Origin of the sequence: Streptomyces sp. SID13726 (genome assembly GCF_010548375.1) — a bacterium.
GTDB lineage: Bacteria > Actinomycetota > Actinomycetes > Streptomycetales > Streptomycetaceae > Streptomyces.
The window spans coordinates 1-407 of the sequence record NZ_JAAGLY010000673.1 but is presented as its reverse complement, the minus strand read 5'-3'; the positions used below and the strand labels follow the sequence as shown (position 1 = coordinate 407).

Sequence of the window (407 nt, the reverse complement as noted above, 5' to 3'; positions counted from 1 at the left end):
CGACGCTCAACCACGACCCCGACCCGACCCGCCGCGCCGACATGCACCCCGCGCGCGTCGTCCTCGGCCGCAACGTATGGCTCGGGGCGAACGTGACCGTCCTCCCCGGGGTGACGATCGGGGACGACGCCGTCGTCGGTGCCGGCTCCGTCGTCACCCGTGACGTCCCCGCACGCACCGTCGTCGTCGGCACGCCCGCGCGCGTCGTCCGATGGCTCGGCGCCTGAGGCCCTCAGTCGCCCTCGAACCGCAGCTCGGTGCCAGGCTCGCGACGACAGCGCTCGGCGAGCGCGACCACCCTGTCCAGGACGACGACGTCGGAACGGGCTGATCTCGACACAAGGACGCGCCGCTCGTCAAGGAGCTGCTCCATCTCGGACCTGCTGAGGACGACGTCGCCGTAGGGA

Annotated in this window: 1 protein-coding gene; it reads left to right on the top strand. The window is 72.5% G+C overall.

The window, feature by feature from the left end; translation table 11 throughout:
• Positions 1 to 227: DapH/DapD/GlmU-related protein (locus G3I78_RS49720; protein ID WP_275424951.1), on the top strand; the 227-nt coding region annotated here is incomplete at its 5' end.
• Between the last annotated feature and the right edge of the window lie 180 nt (positions 228 to 407).